Genomic DNA, 21087 nt, shown 5'->3' with positions numbered 1-21087 from the left:
CCACAGCAGCTATCCGGTGTTCTAGATTGAGGCGCCGTTCGTTGGACTGGAGACTCAGCTGCTCGAGAAAATCGCCGTTCTGGCCCTCGCCGCCCCGCGCCGCATCCTGTTCGCGGCGGTGGTGCTGACGGTCGGTCTGGCCGTGTTCGGGGTTCCGGTCGCCAAGAGCCTGTCCCCCAGCGGTTTTTCCGATCCCGGGTCGGAATCGGCTCGCGCGTCGGCGATTCTGACCGACAAGTTCGGGCAGGGCGATGTGCAGATGCTCGTCCTGGTGTCCTCTTCCGACGGCATCGATGCCCCGCGCGTTCGCGAGGTCGGCATGGACATCGTCAAACGCCTCGACGCGGATCCACACGTCGTCAATGTCTCCTCGCCGTGGACCGTGCCGCCCGCCGCCGCGGCCGACCTGATCAGCCGCGACCGCACCGACGGACTCATCGTCGCCGGGATCACCGGCACCGAGGCCGAGCAACAGACCTACGCCAAACAGATCTCCGACGAGGTCACCCGGGACCGGGACGGCATCACGGTGCACACCGGCGGCACCGCGATGGTCAACGTCCAGATCACCGAGCATTCCCAGCGCGATCTGCTGATCATGGAATCGCTGGCGATCCCGCTGAGCTTCCTGGTGTTGGTCTGGGTGTTCGGCGGACTGGTGGCGGCCGCGCTGCCGGTGGCCATCGGCGGCATGGCGATCCTGGGCGCGTTGGCGGTGCTGCGGCTGGTCACCTTCGCCACCGATGTGTCGATCTTCGCGCTGAACCTGGCGACCGCAATGGGTCTGGCGCTGGCCATCGACTACACGCTGCTGATCCTGTCGCGCTACCGCGACGAGCTCGCCGCCGGAGCCGAGCCCGGCGACGCTGTCCGCCGCACCATCACCACCGCGGGCCGCACGGTGCTGTTCTCGGCGACGACGGTGGCGTTGTCGATGTCGGCGATGGTGCTGTTCCCGATGCACTTCCTGAAGTCCTTCGCGTATGCGGGCGTGGCCACCGTGGCTTTCGCCGCGGCGGCCGCCGTCGTCGTGACCCCGGCCGCGCTGGCGGTTTTGGGCCATCGGCTCGATTCCCTCGACGTGCGCCGGCTGGCACGGCGCATCCTGGGCCGGCCCGATCCACAGCCGGTCCCGGTCGAGCAGCGGTTCTGGTATCGCTGCGCCAAGGCGGTGATGCGGCGCGCGCTGCCCCTCGGGTTGGCCGTGGTCGCGCTGCTACTCGTGCTGGGCACGCCGTTTCTGGGGGTCAAATGGGGCTTCCCCGACGACCGCGTGCTACCGCCGTCGGCCTCGGCGCACGAGGTCGGCGACCAGCTGCGCACCGACTTCGCCGACAACACCGACACCGCGGTGACCGTCGTCGTGCCCGACAGCACCGGCCTGGCCCCCGGCGACCTGTCCGATTACGCCGCCGAACTGTCCAGGGTCCCCGACGTTCCGGCGGTTTCGGCGCCCACCGGCACCTTCGTCGACGGTGTCCGCGCCGGACCGCCCTCGGCGCCGGCCGGCGAACGCGACGGCAGCGTCTTCCTGACCGTGACCAGCACGGCCCCGCTGTTCTCCGACGCGTCGGAGAACCAGCTGGACCGGCTGCGCGCCGTCGCGGGGCCGGGCGGGCGCGAGGTCCAGCTGACCGGCACCGCACAGGTCAACCGCGACAGTGTGGACGCCATCACCTCCAAGCTGCCGCTGGTGCTCGGACTCATCGCGGTGATCATGTTCGCGCTACTGTTCCTGCTTACCGGCAGCGTCGTCGTTCCTGTCAAAGCCCTTGTGCTGAATATGCTTTCGCTCACCGCGGCGTTCGGCGCGCTGGTGTGGATCTTCCAGGACGGGCATCTGTCGGGGCTCGGGACCACTCCGACGGGCACGCTGGTGGCGAACATGCCGGTGCTGCTGTTCTGCATCGCATTCGGCCTGTCGATGGACTACGAGGTGTTCCTGGTCTCGCGGATCCGCGAATTCTGGCTCCAGACCGGAGATTCCGATGAATCCGTCGCGCTCGGCATCGCCCACACCGGCCGGGTCATCACCGCAGCCGCGCTGATCATGTCCATCTCGTTCGCTGCCCTGATCGCCGCCAGCGTCTCGTTCATGCGGATGTTCGGTCTAGGCCTCACCCTGGCCGTGCTGGTCGACGCCACCCTGGTGCGCATGGTGCTCGTCCCGGCGTTCATGCGCCTGATGGGCAGCCGGAACTGGTGGGCGCCCGGTCTTCTCACACGTATCCATGAGCGCCTGGGATTCAGCGAAGAACCCACGGCGAAACCCGACAAACGCACCCGCACAGAACAGGCTCCGACATGAGCGATATGAGCGACACTCCCGCCAGCGTGATCGCCGGTGCCCAGGGCGCCCTCCCACCGCATCGCTACAGCCAGGAACAGATCACCGCGGAGTTTCTCACCGAACCGGCGTTCGCCGACGTCGAGGACTTGGTTCGCGGACTGCATGCGAACGCCAAGGTCAACGCGCGTCATTTCGTGCTCCCGCTGGACCGGTACCACGATCTGACCGATTTCGGTGACGCCAACGCCATGTACCTGGAGCACGCGGTCGACCTGGCATGTGAGGCGCTGACCGCCGCACTCGAGGAGGCCGGGCTGCGACCGGAGGACCTCGACATGATCATGACGACGACGGTCACCGGCATCGCGGTGCCGTCGCTGGATGCCCGCATCGCCGGTCGCCTCGGCCTGCGACCAGACGTACGCCGCGTCCCGCTGTTCGGCCTGGGCTGCGTGGCCGGCGCGGCCGGTGTGGCCCGTGTGCACGACTATCTGCGCGGCGCCCCCGACCACGTCGCGGCCCTGGTGTCGGTCGAGCTGTGCTCGCTGACGTTTCCGGCCGTGCAGCCCACCATCGCCAACCTGGTGGGTACCGCGCTGTTCGGTGACGGCGCCGCGGCGGTGGTGATGGCCGGAGCGAACCGGGCCGAGAAGATCGACGCGGCGGGACCGGCGGTCCTGGACTCACGCAGCCGGATGTATCCGGACTCGCTGGACACCATGGGCTGGAAAGTGGGGCGGACCGGCTTCGAGTTGATCTTGGCGCCGGACCTGCCCGAGCTGATCGAGCGCTACCTGGCCGACGACATGACCGGGTTCCTGGGCGACCACGACCTGGAGATCTCCGACATCGCGACCTGGGTGTCACATCCGGGGGGCCCCAAGGTCATCGAGGCGATCACCGCCACCTTGGGCCTATCCGAGGACGCGCTGGAGTTGACCTGGCGGTCACTGGCCGAGATCGGCAACTTGTCGTCGTCCTCGGTCCTGCACGTGTTGCGGGACACCCGCGCCAAGAAGCCTCCCGCCGGTGAGCCCGGCCTGCTGATGGCGATGGGTCCGGGGTTCTGCTCCGAGCTAGTGCTGCTGCGTTGGCGCTGAGGCCGACACCATGATTGCCTACACAGTGCTCATCGCCGCGGTCGCGGTCGAACGCGTCGCCGAACTGGTCGTGTCCCAACGCAACCTGAAGTGGAGCAAGGCCCGCGGCGGCATCGAGTTCGGCGCGTCGCACTACCCCGTCATGGTGGTACTGCATACCGCGCTGCTGATCGCCTGCCTCTTCGAAGCGGCACATCGAGAGTTCATCCCCGCCTTGGGGTGGACCATGCTCGTCGTCGTGATCGGCGCCCAGGCGCTGCGCTGGTGGTGCATCGCGACGCTGGGCAGGCAGTGGAACACCCGAGTCGTGGTGGTCCCGGGGTCCGGACGGGTCAGCGGCGGCCCCTATCGATTCATGTCGCACCCCAACTACGTGGCGGTGGTCATCGAAGGTATCGCGCTGCCACTGGTCCACACCGCGTGGATCACCGCCCTGGTGTTCACCGTGCTCAACGCGCTGCTGCTGTGGGTTCGGATCTCGGTGGAGAACAAGGCATTACACACCTTGACCGCCGGGCGAGCATGATCGATCTGACGGTTGTCGGCGGTGGGCCCGCAGGCCTGGCCGTCGCCATCCACGCCGCCCGCGCGGGTCTGGAGACCGTCGTCATCGAGAAGCGCACCGGCCCGATCGACAAGGCCTGCGGCGAGGGTTTAATGCCACACGCGGTGCGGCAGCTGAACCTGCTGGGCGCCCAACCGGCCGGCAGACCTTTTCACGGCGTCTCCTACCTCGACCGCCGGCACGCCGTCACCGCCCTGTTCGGCTCCGGCGCCGGGCTCGGGGTACGACGCACTTCGTTACACGAGGCGCTGCTCACCGAGGCCGACCGCGCCGGGGTCAAACTCGTCAACGAGAAGGCCGGCCCGGTCACCCAGGGCGCGGAATCGGTGACTGTCAGCGGTATTCGGGCCCGCTATCTGGCCGCCGCCGACGGCCTGCACTCACCGATTCGATCGGCTCTGGGCTTGGAGCTGCCCCCGGCCCGGGGGCGGCGCTGGGGGATCAAGCGCCACGTCGCGGTCGCACCGTGGAGCGAGTTCGTGGAGGTGTACTGGTCGGCCGAGACCGAGGCCTACATCACGCCGGTGGCCGATGATTGCGTCGGTATCGCCATCCTCACCGCACGCCAGGGCCGCTTCGAGCACCATCTACAGGCATTTCCGGCGTTGCGTGATCGCATCGACGCGGCCGCGCACGAGCCGGACCGTGCGGCCGGACCGCTCCGGCAACGGGTGCGCCGCCGCGTCGCAGGCCGGGTGCTGCTCGTCGGTGATGCCGCGGGCTACGTCGATGCGCTCACCGGAGAGGGGCTGGGTTTGGCGTTCGCCGCGGCCCGGTTGCTGGTCGACTGTGTGGTGGCCGACCGGCCCGGCGACTACGAGCGGCGCTGGCGCCGCGCCACCCGGCGGTACCGGGTGCTGACCGCGGGGATGCTTGCGGCGAGCACCTCACCGCTGCGCTCAGTCATCGTGCCCGCCGCGGACCGGCTCCCGCGGGTTTTCACCGGCATGGTGAATCTGCTCGCCGATTAGCAGCGTATCGTCGTGGGCCACCGAGATGGCGTTGCGGCCTTGGGATTTCGCCGCGTAAAGCGCTTTGTCCGCGCGGTCCAGTAGTTCGCCCACCGCGGCGTCAGGGTCGGCACCGCCGAATCGGATCTCGTCGCGGGGTGACATCGTGGCGACCCCGACGCTGACGGTGACCACCCCGCACGGTGATGCCGGATGTCCGATTCCGAGGGCGCGAATCGCCGAGGACAATCCGGTCGCGAATGTGTACGGATCCTCGCAGTCGGCCAGCACGACGGCGAACTCCTCGCCACCGTACCGGGCCGCCACGCACGTCCGCGGGTCGGCCAGCTGCGCGAGCACTTCGCCGACAGCTCGCAGGCAGACGTCGCCGGTCTGATGACCGAAGTGGTCGTTGTACGCCTTGAAATGGTCCACATCGACGAACAGCGCGCTCAGCGGTTGGTCGAGTTCCAGTGCACGCAGCCAGATCTCGCGCGCCCGGTGGCTGAGACCGCGCCGGTTCGCCAGACCGGTGAGCGGATCGGAGTTCGCCATGTCGGTCAGCGACTCCTGCACCTCGCGCTCCAGGGTGACGTCACGCAGCACCGCCGCCGAAATACCCTGGGCCGCGCGTCGACAGTGCATGACATACCAGCACCAGGACCCGTCGCGGGTCTGGAGCCGGAACGGCGGCGAGGCGCCGGAGCCGCCCGAGGACCAGTGCTCGGCGATGACGTGCACGTCGTCGGCATGCACCTGGCTCTGCCACTCGGCGCGCTCGATGCGACCACTCGACAGATTCAGGTTGCTATGCCCGGTGAACGCGTGATGGAGGACGTCGCCGTGGGCGTCGACCACCAGTACCAGGTCACCGGTCAGATCGGCCACCAAGTCGTAGACCTCGTGGCTGGCGTGGTCGAGCGCGCTGAGCCGGTTACGCTCCTCCAGCGCCGCCGCGACGAGCACCACCATCGCGTAACCGGTCAGTAGGAACACCTGCGCGTGGATCATCGCCTGGGTCGGGTCCACCGCCGTGGCGACGAATGGACCGATGCCGGCGAAGGTGGTGCCGAGTATGACGACTGCCCCGACGGCCAACTGCCAGAACGCCGGGGCGATCCCGAACTCGATCAACACCAGCAGCGCGGGCACCGCGGTGAGGAACATCAGCACGAAGTTCGATTCGTAGGCCGCGACCAACCCCAGAGCCACCATCAGCAGCGTGAACGCGACGGTGGTGAAGATCTGGCGTCCGCTCTGTCTGCGCCAATACCGGCCCCAGCGAAGCAGCACCGGCGCCAGAAACGCGATGCCGACCGCCTCGGCGAGGTACCAGATCACCGCGACGATCGCCAAGGACTTCGGATCGGTGCGGCCCTGCTGATGTACCAGCACGCTCAGCGCGCCGATCACGCCGGCGAACGCCGGTGCGACGACGACGGCGTAGACCACGAAGCGGCGCCAGCTGCGCAGCGAATCGCTGCGCCCCTGGATCCAGTCCTGGTCGTGATGCAGCACCGCGGCCGCGAACACCACGGCAGTGACGGTGGACAGTGCGGCCACCTCGGGCGGCCGGTCCAGCAGCAGCCAGGGCGGAACGTACTGGATCACGGCGAACGTGATCAGGTAAGCGGGCCAGTGCCTGCGCCGTGACATCAGCAACGCGACCAGTTGCGGTGCCGCTGCCAGCCACACCACGGTGAACGTCCTGCCGTCCACCGAGGCCAGCCAGCGAACCAGATAGGACGCCGCCGCCACTCCCGCGGCCCAGCCCAGCAGCTGCCACAGCGGAGGCATCACGTCGGCGGCCGCAGCGCGGGCACGCCACCGCGTCCAGCGGCCCGGCCCGCCGGTGCCCGGCGCGGCGCGGCCCGTCGACATGTTTACAGTCAACCCCGTCAATAATCGTCCGGCAATCCCCCACACCGTTCGGCGAGGCGAACGCGCCGTTCACATCCCCGACCCGTACCGGACCCGCACCAGAAACGCGGGAAGGACACAATGGCTGGTCCGCTACTCAGCTTGCGACCGCAGGAGAGCTCGTGACCGATGTCGTCAACCCCGCCTCAGATGAATCCGTCGAGGTCAACGGGGTCCAGGTGGGACCGACCGGGCAGACCAGGTCGGGGATGACGGCCGCCGCGCTGCGCGCCGCGGTCACCGACCATCTCGTCTACTCGATCGCGCGCCCGGCCGCCGTGCTCACCCCCGAGCACTACTACCGCGCGCTGTCACTGGCGGTGCGCGACCGCATGCAGAAGCGTTGGATGGCCACCACACAGGACTGGCTGGACCTGTCGGCGAAGGTCACCTGCTACCTGTCGGCCGAGTTTCTGATGGGTCCGCAGCTGGGCAACAACCTACTCAACCTGGGCATTGAGCACGAAGCGCGGCAGGCGCTGGCCGAGCTCGGCCAGGACCTCGACGTGATCCTGGCCTGTGAGGGCGAACCGGGTCTGGGCAACGGCGGACTGGGCCGGCTGGCTGCCTGCTACCTGGATTCGCTGGCGACGCTGGAGCGGCCCTCGATCGGCTACGGCATCCGCTACGAGTTCGGCATCTTCCGGCAGGAGATCGTCGACGGCTGGCAGGTCGAGAAGACCGACAACTGGCTGGTGCGCGGTAACCCATGGGAGATCGACAAGCCGGACGCCAGCTACACCGTCAACTGGGGCGGCCACACCGAGCAGTACGAGGACGTCACCGGCCGGCTGCGGGTGCGGTGGGTGCCGCAGCGGGTGCTGCAGGGCGTCTCCTACGACACCCCGGTACAGGGTTACGGCGTCAACACCTGCAACACCCTCACGCTGTGGAGCGCCCGGGCGGTCGAGTCGTTCGCGCTGGAGGCGTTCAACACCGGCGACTTCTACAAGGCGGTCGACGAGGAGGTCGTCTCCGAGACGGTCTCGAAGGTGCTCTACCCCAACGACGAACCCGAAGCAGGTAAGCGGCTACGGCTGCTGCAGCAGTACTTCTTCGTGACGTGTTCGCTGCAGGACATCCTCAACATCCACCTGCTGCGGGCCCAGTTGCCGCTGCGGAACCTGCCGGACAAATGGGCCATTCAGCTCAACGACACTCACCCGTCGATCGCGGTGGCCGAACTGATGCGGCTGCTGATCGACGAGCACCACCTCAAGTGGGACGACGCCTGGGACCTGACCGTGCGCACGTTCGGGTACACCAACCACACGCTGCTGCCCGAGGCGCTGGAGACCTGGCCGCTGCACATGTTCGGCGAGGCGTTGCCGCGCCATCTGGAGCTGATCTACGAGATCAACGAGCGATTCCTCGACGAGGTACGGGCCCGCTTCCCCGGCGATGACGAGCGGGTGGCGCGGATGTCGTTGATCGGCGAGGACGGCGGTAAGAGCGTGCGCATGGCGCATCTGGCCACCGTCGGCAGCCACGCCGTCAACGGCGTTGCGGCGTTGCACTCTGAACTGCTCAAGGCCAGCGTGCTCAAGGACTTCTACGAGATGTGGCCAGAACGCTTCGGCAACATCACCAACGGTGTCACGCCGCGCCGGTTCCTGGCGCTGTCGAACCCCGGTCTGCGCGCGCTGCTCGACGACACCATCGGCCCCGGCTGGCTGACCAACCTGGACCGGCTCAAGGGCCTTGAATCGTTCGTCGACGACCCGGCGTTCCGGGACCGGTGGCGGGAGGTCAAGCGTGCCAACAAGTCCCGGCTCGCCGAGTATGTGCATTCGACGACGGGCATCGAGCTGGATCCGACGTGGATGTTCGACGTGCAGGTCAAGCGGATCCACGAGTACAAGCGACAGCATCTGATGGCGCTGCACATCGTCACGCTCTACCACCGGCTCAAATCCAACCCCGGGCTCTCGATCCCGCCGCGGGCGTTCCTGTTCGGCGGCAAGGCCGCGCCCGGCTACTTCATGGCCAAGCGGATCATCAAGCTGATCACCGCCATCGGCGCCACCGTCAACAACGACCCCGACGTGAACCGCTGCATGCGGGTGGTGTTCCTGCCGAACTTCAACGTCAAGAACGCCCACCTGGTCTACCCGGCGGCCAACCTGTCCGAGCAGATCTCCACGGCGGGCAAGGAGGCCTCGGGGACAGGGAACATGAAGTTCATGATCAACGGCGCGCTGACGATCGGCACGCTCGACGGTGCCAACGTCGAGATCCGGCAGGAGGCGGGTGCGGAGAACTTCTTTCTGTTCGGGCTGACCGAGAGCCAGGTGGAGCGGGTGAAGGCCGACGGCTACCGACCGCTGGACCATGTCGACTCCGACCCGGAGTTGGCTGCGGTGCTGGAGTTGATCGCCCGCGGCGAGTTCACCCACGGTGACACCGAGGTGCTGCGACCGGTCGTCGACAATCTGATCCACCACGATCCGTTCCTCGCGCTGGCCGACTACCGTTCCTACGTCGACTGCCAGGACGAGGTGTCGAGAGCCTGGCTGGATCGGGACAAGTGGTCGCGGATGTCGATCCGCAACACCGCACGCAGCGGCAAATTCTCCTCCGACCGGGCCATCCGGGAGTACTGCGACGAGATCTGGGGAGTGAGCCCGATGTCGGTCGACCTCTAGCGCCGAAACTGTTCTGTTCTCGCGCGTCACACCGCGAAGATCCCGCACTGGACGCAATCTCGGCGCGGTGAAAACCGTTGGTGCGCAGAGCGGTCGCCGAAGCCGCGCGCACTCTGTTGTGGCACCGGTTGCCCGTGTCGCCGGACGACCCGTCGACGTGGACCGAACCGGTGCTGCGGACCTGACACATCACCGGGGCGAGGACCGGTTCACCAACCGCCGACCCAGCCGTCGAAGATCGCCTCCGGTTCGTCCGCGGGCCGCTGCGACCGCCCGACCAGGAAATCGAAGTCACACCCCTGGTCGGCCTGCAGGACCCGTTCGACGTACAGGGCGGCATAGCCGCGCGCCGGGGTTTTGGGCGCATGCGAGGCGAGATCGGCTCTGCGCGCGTCGAGTTCGGCGTCATCGACCAGCAGGTCGAGTCGGCCCGCGTGGGCGTCCAGGGAGATGATGTCCCCGTCACGGACCAGGCCCAGCGGCCCGCCGGCCGCGGACTCCGGGCTGACGTGCAACACGCAGGTCCCGTAGGCGGTGCCGCTCATCCGGGCATCGGAGATGCGGACCATGTCGGTGACCCCCGCGCGCAGCAGCTTGCTGGGGATCGGTAGTTGACCCCACTCCGGCATCCCCGGAGCCCCGCGCGGTCCGGCATTGCACAACACCAGCACCGAGTCGGCGCTCACCTCGAGTTCCGGATCGTCGAAGCGGGCCAGCAGATCTCGCATGTCGTCGAACACCACCGCGGGGCCACGGTGCACGAGCAGGCCGGGCGTGGCTGCGCTGCACTTGATCACCGCACCACGGGGCGCGAGGTTGCCCCGGACCACTGCAAGCCCCTGCGGCGGCTGGAACGGGTGCGCCGGCGACGTGATCACTGTGGTGTCGGTGGCGGGCTGCACGGGCAGGTTGTCCGCGACGGTCTTGCCGGTGACGGTCAACGCATCCGTGTGCAACAGGCCCTCGATGGATTTCATGACCGCCGGGATGCCGCCGGCGTGGAAGACCTGTTCGACCAGGTGCTCACCGGCGGGCCGCACGTTGACCACCAGCGGTGTGCGGGCGGACAACTCGTGGAACCGGTCGAGGGTCAGCGGCACCCCGGCGCGCCCGGCGATCGCCAACAGGTGCACGATCGCATTGGTCGAGCCCCCGACGGCCAGCATCAAGGTGATCGCGTTGTCGAAGGCCTGCGCGGTCAGTACCCGGGACGGCCGCAGACTCTCGACCGCCAGGCCGACCGCTCTGGCACCGACCTCCTCGGCGACGTGCAGCCGCCGCGAATCCATCGCCGGGACCGCGGCGCTGCCGGGCAACGTCATGCCCAGCCCCTCGACCAGCGTGGCCATGGTGGAGGCCGTGCCCATCTCCGGGCAGTGCCCGCGCGACGGCCCCGCCGCCGCCTCGAGTCGCTCGTAGTCCGCCATCGACATCCGCCCCGCCCGGACGTCGTCGATGTACTCCCAGAGGTCCGTCCCAACGCCCAGCTGCTTCCCGTTAAACACCGCCGGAGAGGCAGGTCCGCCGGTCAGCACAATGGCCGGGACATCGGCGCTGGCGGCACCCATGAGCTGAGCGGGTACCGTCTTGTCGCACCCGCCCAGCAGGACCACCGCGTCGAACGGATACGCCCGGATCGATTCTTCGACGTCCATGGCCATCAGGTTGCGGAACAGCATCGTGGTCGGCTTCATCAGCTGTTCCCCGAGGGACATGGTGGGGAACTCGAGCGGGAACCCGCCGGCGGCCAGCACACCGCGGCGCACCGAATCGGCCAGCCCGCGAAAGTGCATGTTGCAGTTGACGACTTCCGACCAGGAATTGCAGATCCCGACGATGGGCTTGCCCTCGAAGGCCATCCGGGAGAAGCCCGAGGCGCGCATGGCCGAGCGGTGGACGAAGCCGGGGACGTCCTGGCCGGAGAACCACTTGGCGCTGCGCAGCTCGCTCACCGGACTTTGGCCGCGTAGGCGGTGATCCTGCGCAGCGCGGGCTGCCGGGCGGCCCGGTATCCCACCCACCGACCGGGCCTGGTGGACATCAGGGTACCCACCATCCGCTGCTGCCACGGCACCTTGGCCGCCGGATTCGACCGGACCTGACGGCTCGCCGAGACGCCGTCGGCGTCGGCGAGGGCGACCTTGGCCGCGTTGTGACCGTTGGCGCCCATCACCCCGCCGCCGGGATGGGTGCCCGACCCACAGAGGTAGTAGTTACGCACGGGCGTCCGGTAGTTGGCCAGCTCCGGAATGGGTCGGGCCCCGAACAGCTGATCGAGCATCATGCTGCCGTGGAAAATATTGCCGTCAGTGATCAGGTATTCGTTGTCGAGGTCGTCGGGGGTGATGACGACCCGGTCGAGGATGTGGTGACGCAGGTTGGGCGCATAGGTGAACAGATCCTCCAGCACCAGGTCCGCCCACTTCTGCTTCTCCGCCGCCCAGGTGGTGCCGGTGAGCTCCGACGGCAGCTGCTGGATGCCCAGCGTCATCGTGTGCAACCCGGCCGGTGCCAGCGAGTCGTCGGTCACCGACTGGGTGACGGCTTCGATGACGAACGTGCTCGGGAAGGTGCCGCGGCGCTGGGCCTCATAGGCCTCCTCGAACGCCTCCCGGCTGGGGCCCAGCAGCTGATGTCCGTGATGCTGGGGTCCCTCGGTGGCGTCGGCGAACGGAAGGTACTGCGGCAGTTCGTCGATCAGCAGGTGGATGCGGGCCATGGATCCGCGGGTGTCGATGTTCTCGACGGCGCGGACCAGTGTCGCGGGTAGCACACCGGGCTCGACCAGACGCAGCAGGGAACGCTTGGGATCGGCGTTGGAGAACACCTGATCGGCTGTGATCACCGATCCGTCGACCAACCGCACCCCGGTGGCGGTACCGCGTTCGACGATGACCGTCTCGACCGGGGCCGAGGTGCGGATCGTCGCGCCGTGGTGCCGGGCACCCGCGGCCAGCGCCTCGCTGATCGCGCCCATCCCGCCGCGGGCCAGGCCGAATTGACCGAAGTTCCCGTTGAACTCGCCCCAGGAGTGGTGGCCGTAGGTGTAGGCCGTTCCCGGCGTCGACGGACCGCCGAAGATGGACACCATCCCGAAGAAGGTGAGCATGCTCTTGAGTCGTTCGTCCTCGAAATAGCGGTCGAGCAGATCGCGGACCGAGAGCAGGGTGAACTCGTCGAACAGCGCCTGCTCACCCGCCGCCTCGAATGCCGCGAAGACCTCCGAACGCTCCGGCGGCGGGGTGAGCAGATACGGCGTCACCAGGCCGGCGAATCGTTGCAGCCGAATTCCGAAGTCCAGGAACGCCTGGGCGTCCTTCTTGTTGAGTTTCTCGATCTCGCGCAGGGTGCGGTCGGTCTCCTTCCACATCGTGAACGAGGTGCCGTCGCGGAACAGGCTGTAGGACAGGGCCTCACCCTGATACAGATCCAAACCGAACCGGCGCAGTTCGAGCTCGTCGATGATCTCCGGCCGGAGCAGACCGGCGATGAACGCACATGACGACCATTTGGAGCCGGGGATGAGCTCCTCGGTGACACAGGCGCCGCCGACGATGTCACGCGCTTCAAGTACCAGGACCTTCTTACCCGCCCGGGCGAGATAGTTCGCGGTCACCAATCCGTTGTGGCCGGCGCCGACGACGATGGCGTCGTATTGCGTTGTTGCCGGCATCTCAACTCTCCTGCGAAAGCGGTGAACAGCGGGCGAAAACGGTGGTGACGCTGCCCGGTTGCACCAGTTGATCGAATCGTTCGACGACGGGCTTCAATTCCGGTGCCCCGTCTCGCACCTTCTCCCATTCGGGCCAGGAGGTCACCGTCATGATCTCCACCACGGTCCCGTCCTCGGACACGTAGACGTCGAATGCCCGCACGACGTCGAAACCCAGGCACACCGGCCGGTCCAGCTCCACCGAGAACTGTTCGAACTCGGCGGTGGTGACCCCGGGCCGCAGCCGGAATGTGTTGATCGCACTCACCGTCATGTCAGGCGCTCTCACGGTTGATCATCACGTGCTTGATCTCGGTGTACTCCTCGAGGGCGTAGACCGACATGTCCTTGCCGTTACCGGACTGCTTGAAGCCCCCGTGCGGCATCTCCGGGGTGACGGGCAGGTGGTCGTTGACCCACACCGTGCCGAACTGCAGCTCCGCGGACACCGTCATGGCCCGGCCGATGTCATTGGTGAACACCGAAGCGGCAAGCCCATATTCGGTGTCGTTGGCCCAGGAGATCGCGTCGTCGCCATCGCCGAATCGGGTGACGGACGTGACCGGGCCGAACACCTCACTACCGACGATCTCGTCTCCCTGCCGGGCTCCGACCACCACCGTGGGGGCTGTGTAGAAGCCGGTGCCGGGGTTGTCGCCCTGGATCAGCTCGGTGTGACCGGTGGCCTTCGCACGGGAGACGAAACCCTCGACGCGGTCGCGGTGGGCGGCGGTGATCACCGGACCCATACTGGTGGTCTCCTCGGCGAGATCACCCAGATCGAGCTCTTTGACCGCCTTTTCGAGTCCCGACACCAGGTCGTCGTGGATCGCGTCGTGGACGTAGAGCCGCGATGCGGCCATACAGTCCTGACCCGAATTGCAGAATGCGCCCTCCATGATCTTGGCAACGGCCAGCGAGATGTCGGCGTCGGGATAGACGAGCACCGGCGCCTTGCCACCGAGTTCGAGATGCAGGCGTTTGAGGTTGGAGTCGGCCGAGGCGCGCATCAGGGCACGTCCGGTGTCGACCGAACCGGTCAGCGAACTCATCCGTACCGTCGGGTGCGACACCAGTCGGGCGCCGACGTCCTCGCCGTCACCGGTGACGACGTTGAACACACCGGCCGGGAACAGGTCCTGCGTCAGCTCGGCGAGCCGCAGCACGGAGAACGGGGTGTGCTCGGATGGTTTGAGCACCAGAGTGTTTCCGGTGAGCAACGCCGGTGAGATCTTCCAGATCGCCATCAGGAGCGGATAGTTCCAGGGTGCCACCGAACCCACCACACCGAGCGGGTCGCGGCGGATGATGCTGGTCTTGCCGCGGACGAACTCGGTGGCCGCGCGGCCCTCCATGGTGCGCGCTCCGCCGGCGAAGAACCGCAGATGGTCGGCGATCATCTCCATCTCCTCCAGCGCCAGCCCGATCGGCTTGCCGACGTTGCGGGATTCGATCTCCGCCAGAGTGCGCTGATCATCCTCGACCCGGTCGGCGAGCCGCAGGAATGTCCGCGCCCGTTCTCCCACCGGGGTTCTCGCCCACTCCGGGAACGCGGCGTGCGCGGCGGCCACCGCTCTGTCCACATCGGCCACCGTGCCGTGAGCGATCTCGGCGAAGGGCTCGCCGGTGGCTGGGGCGGGTACCTGGTCCACCGCGCCGCCGGCCGCGTCGGCCCAGGCACCGTCGATGAACATCTTGTGGTGGAAGGTCATGAGGGCTCCATTCAGGGGTTGAGGCCGGCGTTGGCGGCCGTGGTCAGGAGTGCGCGGACCGCATCCTTGGAAATCGGTTGTTGGGCAATGGACATGTGCACCATCAGGCCCTCGATCACGACGTCGAGCAGTCGTGCGGTGGTCCGGTCGAAGTGCTGGGCGAGGGCGTCCTCTGCGCGCTCCATCCATTCCTGGGTGAGGCGCTTGGTGTCGGCCCGGCGAACGGCGTCGCCGTAGAGCTCGTAGGTGATGGCCAGCTCGCTGGGATGCGCGGCGAGATCGTCGGTGATCGCGGCGACGATGCACTCGATGAGGTCATCGCCGGGTGCACAGGACGCCAACCGCTCCTCGAAGCGCGTCGCCAATGTGTCGACGTGCGTCTGGAAGGCGACCTTGACGATGTCGTCGAGCGTGGCGAAGTGGTAGGTGATCGAGCCGAGCGGGATGTCGGCGGCCTCACCGATCGCACGGTGGGTGAGGCCGGCAACGCCGTCGCGGGCGAGCACCGTCAGCGCCGACTCCACGATGCGCTCCTTCCTGTTCGGGTCATGGCGACGTGCACGTCGGGGAGCCGTTTTCATGATCATCCCGTCATTAGGTACGTTTGTACTTATCGATAAGTACAAACGTACCTAACGATCGTGCTGGGTGTGCGGTTTCAGCGACGTCGATCTACACCGCTTCGAGCGCCGGTTCGGACAGCTCCCGTTCGTTGAGCGCCCTGCCGACCAGCTCGAACTTCTCCGGCGAAAAGAAGCGCAGGTAGAGGCCGTATGCCATCCCTGCGAGCAGAGCGACGAACACCAGCGAGAGCATCACCACCGCCGTCGCCCCCTGCACACCGAGCAGGACGTCGAGGCTGTTGAGGGTCAGGACGAAGAAGGCACCCAGACCGGCAATGGCCAGCAGCGGAGCGATCACGGTGTTCCAGGGGCGCTTGTCGACCGCCGACCGCCGGAAGAACACGAAGATCGCGATGCCGGCCACCAGCTGTGAGAAGATCACGCCGATGGTGCCGATCCCGGTGGCCCAGGTGAACAACGTGGCGAACGGGTCCTGGCCGGCGATCGCGAACGCGATGATGACGACCCCGACCATCAGGCTCTGCACGATCGAGGCCACCCACGGCGTCTGGCGCTGCGGCAGCGTCCAGCCCAGCGGCCTCCACACCAACGTCTGCCGTCCCAGCGAGAACAGGTAGCGGGAAACGTTGTTGTGGAAGGTGACAATCGCGGCGAATGTAGCCGTCACGATGAGGATCTGGAACAGCAGTGAGATGTTGTGACCGATGAGGGTGTCGCTGGCGACGAAGATGAAGTTGCCGCCGCTGTCGGTGGCGATGCCGACCACCCTGTCGAGCCCGAGCGCGTTCATGATCAGCCAACCGGATACCGCGTAGAGGATGCCCATGAAGGCGATGGACAGATACGTCGCGCGCGGGATGGTCCGTTCGGGGTCACGTGCCTCCTCGCCGTAGATCGCCGAACCCTCGAAGCCGATGAACGAGGCGTGGGCGAACATCAACGCCACCCCGAGTGCGCCGCCAAGCACGGCGCTGGGTGCGAAGGGCTCCAGCGAGAACTCCGACACCGGGACGTCACCGCCGAACAGGCTGAACACGCTCAGGACGGTGATCATGACGACCTCGAGTGTCAGGCACACCCCGAGCACCTTGGCTCCGGAGTGCACGCCCTGGACGCCGAGCCCGAGACACAACAGCAGGCCCCCGAATGCATAGACCCACCAGGGGATCTCGACCCCGAGAGCCGGGTTGATCAACTCGCTGGCGTAGTAGCCGAACCCGCCGTACAGCCCGGCCTGGATGGCGTTGTAGGCGAAGATCGCCAGTGAGGCAGACCCCAGGCCGGGAATCCGGCCGAGCCCGAGGGTGACGTAGGCATAGAAGGCGCCGGCGTTGGTGACATGCCGGCTCATCGCCACGTAGCCGACCGCGAAGATCATCAGCACCACGGCGGCGATGACGAACGCACCGGGCATACCGACCCCGTTGCCGGCGCCGATGATGATCGGGAAGAGCGCGACGACGACGGTCAGCGGCGACGCGGCGGCGATGATGTAGAAGAAGATGCTCGGGACCCCGAGCGTGTTCTCCTTCAGGCCGTGGTTACGCCGCCCGCCGCGGGATACGCCGTCGGTGGGAGGTGAAGACGGCGGGGACACCGGCCGTCGCGGTGGGGAGGATTGGGTGATGTTGTCCATGATGGTTCATCTCTCGTGAATCGGGACGATAGCGGGCTGACGACGAGCGAAAAGGTGACCCGTCACCCCCTCATGTCGAGCGCGAGATCGGTCAGCAGGTCCTCTTGGCCGCCGACCATGGACCGGCGGCCGGCCTCGACGAGCAGCTCGCGCGGTGGCACGCCGACCTCGGCGGCGATGCGCTCCGCGTGCAGCAGGAAGCTGGAGTACACGCCGGCGTAGCCCAGGGTCAGCGTCTCGCGGTCGACCCGCACGGGACGCTGCTGAAGCGGACGAACGATGTCCTCGGCGGCATCCATCAGAGCGAACAGGTCGCACCCGTGGTTCCAGCCGTTGAGCTCGGCCACCGCGACGAACACTTCGAGCGGGCAGTTCCCCGCTCCCGCACCCAATCCGGTCAGCGAGGCGTCGACGCGGTGCGCACCCTCCTCCACCGCCGTGAGTGAATTGGCCACTCCCAGTGCGAGATTGTGATGGGCGTGCACGCCGATGGTGGTGCCGGGATCCAGGCGATCCCGGTACGCCCGGATGCGGTCGCGCACGCCGCTCATCGTGAGCCGGCCGCCGGAGTCGGTGACATAGACGCATTCGGCGCCGGCCTGCTCCATGATCGTGGCCTGGGCGGCGAGATGCTCTGGATCCGTCAGATGCGACATCATCAGGAAGCCGGCCACATCGAGGCCGAGATCACGGGCGGTCGCGATGTGCTGACGGGCGATGTCGGCCTCGGTGCAGTGGGTGGCGATCCGTACCGAGGTGATCCCGACGTCGACGGCCGCGCGCAGATCGTCGAGGGTTCCGATACCGGGGATCAGCAGGGTGGTCAGCCGCGCGTCGCCCACGACGTCGGCGACGGCGGCGATCCACTCGACGTCGCTGTGCGCGCCCGCGCCGTAGGTGAGGCTGCCGCCGGCGAGCCCGTCGCCGTGGGCCACCTCGATGGCCGCCACCCCGGCCCGGTCGAGGGCCCGGGCGATGCGGGCGACATCACCCACCCCAAGCGAATGACCGACCGCGTGCATACCGTCACGCAGGGTCACGTCCTGCACATAGACGTCGGTCGTCATGACGAGACCCCCGACAGCCGACCGGCCGGGACCGCTTGTTCGGCGACCCGGACCGCAGCGGCGGTCATGATGTCCAGGTTCCCGGCATAGTCGGGCAGATAGTCGCCCGCCCCGGTGACCTCCACAAACACCGTCACCTGGGTCAGGTCATCGGCGGTGCCGCCGGCGAGCCGCCGACGCGGATCGCCGGCGGAAACCGGCGAGATCCGGACATCCTGCCGGAGACGGTATCCCGGCACATACTGCGCGACGGCGACGACCATGTCGGCGACCGCGCGGGCGAGCACCGACTCGTCGGTGGTGGCGACGAGCGCTGTTACGGTGTCGCGCATGATCATCGGCGGCTCGGCCGGGTTGAGCACGATGATCGCCTTCCCCCGCGCGGCCCCGCCCACCGTTTCGATGGCGCGCGCCGTGGTCTCGGTGAACTCATCGATGTTGGCCCGCGTGCCCGGACCTGCCGAACGGGACGCGATCGAGGCGACGATCTCCGCGTAATGAACCCGGGTGACCGCCGACAGAGCCGCCACGATCGGGATGGTGGCCTGACCACCGCAGGTCACCATGTTCAGATTCCGCTGGCCGGACACCGCGGCCATGTTGACTGCAGGTACCACATAGGGTCCGATCGCTGCGGGGGTTAGGTCGATGACCAGCCGGCCGGTGGACTCGAGCCGGGCGTCGTTGACGTGGTGCGCCTCGGCGCTGGTGGCATCGAAGACGACCTTGATGTCGTCGAACACGCTCATCGCGATCAGGCCGTCGACACCCGCGGCCGTCACCGGCACGCCGAGCGACGACGCCCGGGCCAGGCCATCACTGGCCGGGTCGATGCCGGCCATCGCGGCCACGTCGAGCGTCGGCGATCGCCGGAGTTTGTACATCAGGTCGGTGCCGATGTTGCCGGAGCCGATGATGGCCGCCCGGGCCCGCGGTGTCACGAACTCGCCCGCCCTCAGTTGGCCAGCGCCGGACTGACGGCGCGGGGCCGCGGCGACACCGCGACGTCCGGGGCGCTGCTGCTGGCCAATTCGTTGAGGATGGCCGCATGGCGCACCTTGTGGCGGATCAGGTCCTCGTGGAACTCCGGCCGGACCCACCCGTTGTACATGACGGCCTCGGATTCCCCCGGCTCCACCTTGAAGTAGACCGGTCCGGCGACGCGGGCGATGTCGCCGGCCTCCCACAGCCGGTTCATGCCGCCGAAGGACTCGAAGGTCTCGGCCCACACGTCGAGCGGGATGTCGACCGCGCGCCGGATCGCGGCCAGCATCGGCCGGCTCAGATCGCCGACCGGATTGACGCTGTCCGCGCCCAGTTCCTGCAGGATCTTGATCGCCGCCGGGTTGGCATGACCGGCGTACACCGAGATCTTGAACTTGGCGTCGGCGGGGATGTGGCCCGCGTCGCGGGCCTTGTTCAGGATGTCGAGAACGCCTTCGTCCCAGACCAATACGCCACGGATGCCCGTCGAGAAGATCCGCAGGTAGTCGTCGAGCAGGTATCGGACGTTGTCCAGCCCCCGCACCCGGCGTCCGCCGGCCTGGCCCTCGGTGCTCAGCGCCTGACGCCCGAGATCCCAGCCGGTCCGCGGACCGGGGACCGCGATCAGCTCGATGTCGTTCTCGGCGGCCAGCACGGCGACATCGCGGAGCTCACCGGTGTTGAGCAGCGTCGTACCGCCGCCGAAGGCGATGATCCGGTGGATGAAGACGTCCTGTCGGGCCGCCTCGTCAAGCAGCGCCTCCAGTGTCGAAAGACGTTCCACGCCCGAGATTTCCAGCCGGTAGCTGCCGCCGTCGGCGAAGCTCTTCGTGGACGGGGCCAGGGTGTAGTCGTCGGCCGACAACAGGCCCTGCGAAGCCAGGATGCTGGCTCCGTCGACCTTCGACGAACGGCTGTCGGCTGCGGTGGACATGGCGTCTCCTCTTTCATGAAATTTTCACTGACTGAAATAGCTATTCGCTGAATGAAAACTTAAGGCACGGGTCGGCACCTGTCAACACATGCGCTGGGCACTGGTAACCTTCACTGGGTGAAAACCGAGACTCGTACCGACAAGGGCACGCCCCTGATCGGGGTCGAACGCACCGCGCGGATCCTCAATGCGGTCGCCGAGGCCGAGAACGGGAATCTGACCGAAATCTCAAGGCGCACAGAGCTGAACGAAGCGACCGTGTTGCGCTACCTGAACAGCCTGGCGGCCCTGGGCTATGTCGAGCGGTTCAACGCGACGCAATACCGCCTCGGCTGGGAGATCTTCCGGCTGGGTCAGCGAGCCTTCTCGGGTCAGGTGCCGTCCGAAGCCGTCGTGCCCACCATGGAGCGCCTCATGCACGAGTTCAACGAGACGGTGAACTTCGCGGTGCACAAGGAACGCAGCGTGGTCATCCTGGAGGTCGTCGAAGGTCGTCGCGCCGTCACCAAACTCAGCAACATCGGACAGACCGATCCCTGGCATGCCTCGGCACTGGGCAAGGCGCTGATGGCGAGCATGCCCGACAGCGTGTGGCACGACATCCTGGCCTCGGCCGGATTGCCGGCGCTCACCGTGCACACCATCACCTCGATGAAGAAGATGGCCGCCGAGATCAAGGAGATCCGTCGTCGGGGATTCGCGGTGGACCGCGAGGAGGCCGCCGAAGAACTCACCTGCGTCGCCGCCGCCGTACCCGCCGCCGGCGGCGGCCCGTCCCGATATGCGTTGAGCATCAGCTTCCTGACTCACCGCCTGGACCCGGAGACTCTCGAACACGCTGGGGCTCAGGTGATCTCAGCGTCCAGCGAGATCGCGCGGAAGCTGCCCTGAGCGCTGGTGACGACCGTATCCGCCGGCTTCGGTTCACCGGTGGAGCAACGGCTCGATAACAACCCGGTCACCGCCGGGCGCGCCCCGGGAATCTGGC

16 protein-coding genes are annotated in these 21087 nt (G+C 67.4%); 6 read left to right on the top strand and 10 right to left on the bottom strand.

The window, feature by feature from the left end:
• The first annotated feature begins 58 nt into the window (after nt 1-58).
• Genes ACNUDN_RS04945 through ACNUDN_RS04930 form a run of 4 tightly spaced genes read left to right on the top strand, consistent with a single transcriptional unit; the run spans nt 59 to nt 4926 of the window.
• Complete coding sequence (locus ACNUDN_RS04945) at nt 59-2308, top strand: MMPL family transporter (protein ID WP_419125019.1); 2250 nt, start codon at nt 59-61, stop codon at nt 2306-2308.
• A 5-nt stretch (nt 2309-2313) separates the two neighbouring features.
• A complete protein-coding gene (locus ACNUDN_RS04940; RefSeq protein WP_419120914.1) occupies nt 2314-3390 on the top strand; it encodes a type III polyketide synthase in 1077 nt (358 codons plus the stop codon).
• A gap of 10 nt (nt 3391-3400) precedes the next feature.
• Entirely contained in the window at nt 3401-3916 is a 516-nt protein-coding gene (locus ACNUDN_RS04935) for an isoprenylcysteine carboxyl methyltransferase family protein (RefSeq protein ID WP_431959438.1), read from the top strand.
• The gene (locus ACNUDN_RS04930; protein ID WP_419120913.1) at nt 3913-4926 is read left to right on the top strand and encodes an NAD(P)/FAD-dependent oxidoreductase; all 1014 of its coding nucleotides are present in this window, start codon (nt 3913-3915) and stop codon (nt 4924-4926) included. Before ACNUDN_RS04935 ends, ACNUDN_RS04930 begins: the two co-directional genes overlap by 4 nt.
• On the opposite strand, the gene ACNUDN_RS04925 is transcribed toward ACNUDN_RS04930, so the two are convergent.
• Nucleotides 4855-6786, bottom strand: coding sequence for a sensor domain-containing diguanylate cyclase (locus ACNUDN_RS04925; RefSeq protein ID WP_419120912.1), 1932 nt, complete (start codon nt 6784-6786; stop codon nt 4855-4857). The genes ACNUDN_RS04930 and ACNUDN_RS04925 overlap by 72 nt on opposite strands.
• A 161-nt stretch (nt 6787-6947) precedes the next feature.
• On the opposite strand from ACNUDN_RS04925, the gene ACNUDN_RS04920 reads away from it, so the two are divergent.
• Nucleotides 6948-9470, top strand: coding sequence for a glycogen/starch/alpha-glucan phosphorylase (locus ACNUDN_RS04920; protein WP_419120911.1), 2523 nt, complete (start codon nt 6948-6950; stop codon nt 9468-9470).
• Between the two features lie 209 nt (nt 9471-9679).
• Here ACNUDN_RS04920 and ACNUDN_RS04915 read toward each other — a convergent pair whose 3' ends face one another.
• The 9 genes from ACNUDN_RS04915 to ACNUDN_RS04875 form a co-directional block, all read right to left on the bottom strand.
• The gene (locus ACNUDN_RS04915; protein WP_419120910.1) at nt 9680-11422 is read right to left on the bottom strand and encodes a dihydroxy-acid dehydratase; all 1743 of its coding nucleotides are present in this window, start codon (nt 11420-11422) and stop codon (nt 9680-9682) included.
• Nucleotides 11419-13143: a phytoene desaturase family protein gene (locus tag ACNUDN_RS04910; protein WP_419120909.1), complete on the bottom strand. Its 1725-nt coding sequence runs from the start codon at nt 13141-13143 to the stop codon at nt 11419-11421. The genes ACNUDN_RS04915 and ACNUDN_RS04910 overlap by 4 nt, the downstream gene beginning before the upstream one ends.
• 1 nt (nt 13144) lies before the next feature.
• Nucleotides 13145-13456, bottom strand: coding sequence for a RedY/HapK family protein (locus tag ACNUDN_RS04905; protein ID WP_419120908.1), 312 nt, complete (start codon nt 13454-13456; stop codon nt 13145-13147).
• A 1-nt stretch (nt 13457) separates the two neighbouring features.
• Entirely contained in the window at nt 13458-14894 is a 1437-nt protein-coding gene (locus ACNUDN_RS04900; protein WP_419120907.1) for an aminobutyraldehyde dehydrogenase, read from the bottom strand.
• Between the two features lie 11 nt (nt 14895-14905).
• Entirely contained in the window at nt 14906-15418 is a 513-nt protein-coding gene (locus ACNUDN_RS04895) for a TetR/AcrR family transcriptional regulator (RefSeq protein WP_419120906.1), read from the bottom strand.
• Between the two features lie 148 nt (nt 15419-15566).
• Complete coding sequence (locus ACNUDN_RS04890; protein WP_419120905.1) at nt 15567-17114, bottom strand: APC family permease; 1548 nt, start codon at nt 17112-17114, stop codon at nt 15567-15569.
• A gap of 62 nt (nt 17115-17176) precedes the next feature.
• On the bottom strand, nt 17177-18181 hold the full coding sequence (gene dmpG, locus ACNUDN_RS04885; RefSeq protein WP_419120904.1) for a 4-hydroxy-2-oxovalerate aldolase: 1005 nt from the start codon (nt 18179-18181) through the stop codon (nt 17177-17179).
• Entirely contained in the window at nt 18178-19122 is a 945-nt protein-coding gene (locus tag ACNUDN_RS04880) for an acetaldehyde dehydrogenase (acetylating) (protein WP_419120903.1), read from the bottom strand. Before ACNUDN_RS04880 ends, dmpG begins: the two co-directional genes overlap by 4 nt.
• A 14-nt stretch (nt 19123-19136) precedes the next feature.
• Nucleotides 19137-20099, bottom strand: coding sequence for a hypothetical protein (locus tag ACNUDN_RS04875; protein ID WP_419120902.1), 963 nt, complete (start codon nt 20097-20099; stop codon nt 19137-19139).
• Nucleotides 20100-20216: 117 nt separating this feature from the next.
• Here ACNUDN_RS04875 and ACNUDN_RS04870 point away from each other — a divergent pair, with 117 nt between their 5' ends.
• Nucleotides 20217-20990 carry an IclR family transcriptional regulator gene (locus ACNUDN_RS04870; RefSeq protein WP_419120901.1) on the top strand — a complete coding sequence of 258 codons (774 nt, stop codon included), beginning with the start codon at nt 20217-20219 and terminating at the stop codon, nt 20988-20990.
• Nucleotides 20991-21087: the final 97 nt, after the last annotated feature.

It is taken from the genome of Mycobacterium sp. smrl_JER01 (assembly GCF_048513595.2).
In the GTDB taxonomy this organism is placed as follows: domain Bacteria; phylum Actinomycetota; class Actinomycetes; order Mycobacteriales; family Mycobacteriaceae; genus Mycobacterium.
Note: the sequence above shows the minus strand (reverse complement) of the source record. Positions and strands in the feature narration are given on the sequence as shown.